1 pseudogene is annotated in these 1,138 nt (G+C 74.8%); it reads right to left on the bottom strand.

Annotated elements, in window-relative coordinates:
* Positions 1-607: 607 nt before the first annotated feature.
* A pseudogene (gene amaP / locus WH07_RS35960) lies at positions 608-1,105 on the bottom strand (alkaline shock response membrane anchor protein AmaP); the annotation flags it as partial.
* Between the last annotated feature and the right edge of the window lie 33 nt (positions 1,106-1,138).

The following is a 1,138-nucleotide window of genomic DNA, read 5'->3' as shown; positions in this document are numbered from 1 at the left end:
TCTCGTGGGCTCGGGGCTGTGCCCCGGCCCCCGGGGTACGGGGCTTCGCCCCGGTACCCACTCGGGCGGGCCCTACCGGTGCGCAGGTGAGGCCGCCCGGGTAGCTCAGCGAGCGAGTACGAGCCCGGTCCGCCGGACCGACACACCGGCGCCCCGGGACACGACCCGGGGGTCGGGGAAAGCACCGCACAGCGGCCGGGGTCCAGCGGGGTTCGGGGCGCAACCCCGGGTTCGGGGAAAGCACCCCACAGCGGCCACGGGCCGAGCGGGGTCCGGGGCAACACCCCGGGTCCGGGCAAAGCGCCCCAACAGCGGTCGGGTCCAGGGCAGCACCTTGGGTTGGGGAACCACCACACAGCAGCCGCGGGCCCAGCAGCGTCCCGGGGGGGCAGCCCCGGGTTCCGGGAAAGCGCCCACAGCGGCCGCGGGCTCAGCAGAAGTCCGAGGCACAGCCCCGGGTTCCGGGAAAGCACCGCACAGCGGCCGGGGCCCAGCGGGGTCCGGGGCAACGCCCCGGTTCGGGAAGGGGCGGGTAGGGGAATGCCCCGCGCAGCGGTCGGAGCCTGGCGGGGCTCCAGAGCGGAGGGAAGCACGTGCGGCGGGCGGGTCAGGTGACTCGTTCCGGGGTGTGGCGGGCCGCGCGTAGGCGGACCTCCGCCGGGAACGACGACAGCCCCGACGACTCCTTCGCATGCGTCAGCGTCTCCGTCGCCAGACGGTTCAGCGACTCCGACGGCGACGCATGCGGCTCCAGCAGCAGCCGGATCCGCGCCGACGGCGACGAACGCCGCCCCGTCAGGCGGACGTTGGCGCGTGCCACGCCGTCCAGCGACTCCGCCTCGTCCGCCAGGACGCTCTCCATCGCGCGCCCGCGCAACAGCGCGCCCTGCCCGTCGCCGCTGTCGACCAGCACCTCCGCCAGCCGCGCCCGGCGCAGTTGGGCCAGCAGCCACCACACCGCCAGGACCACCAGCACCGCCAGGACCCCGATGACGATCGGCCAGAACCAGGCGTCGCTCCGGTACCGCTCGCGGTTCGCGTGGCTCAGCAGGACATCGTGCGGACTGTTGTACGGCCACCACGCCGGCACCGCCCACCCCAGCCCCGTCTCTTATACACATCCGACGCTGCCGACGAA

Origin of the sequence: Streptomyces odonnellii (assembly GCF_000981895.1) — a bacterium.
Lineage (GTDB): Bacteria > Actinomycetota > Actinomycetes > Streptomycetales > Streptomycetaceae > Streptomyces > Streptomyces odonnellii.
The sequence above is the reverse complement of the archived record's forward strand: the minus strand, read 5'-3'. Positions and strand labels throughout refer to the sequence as shown.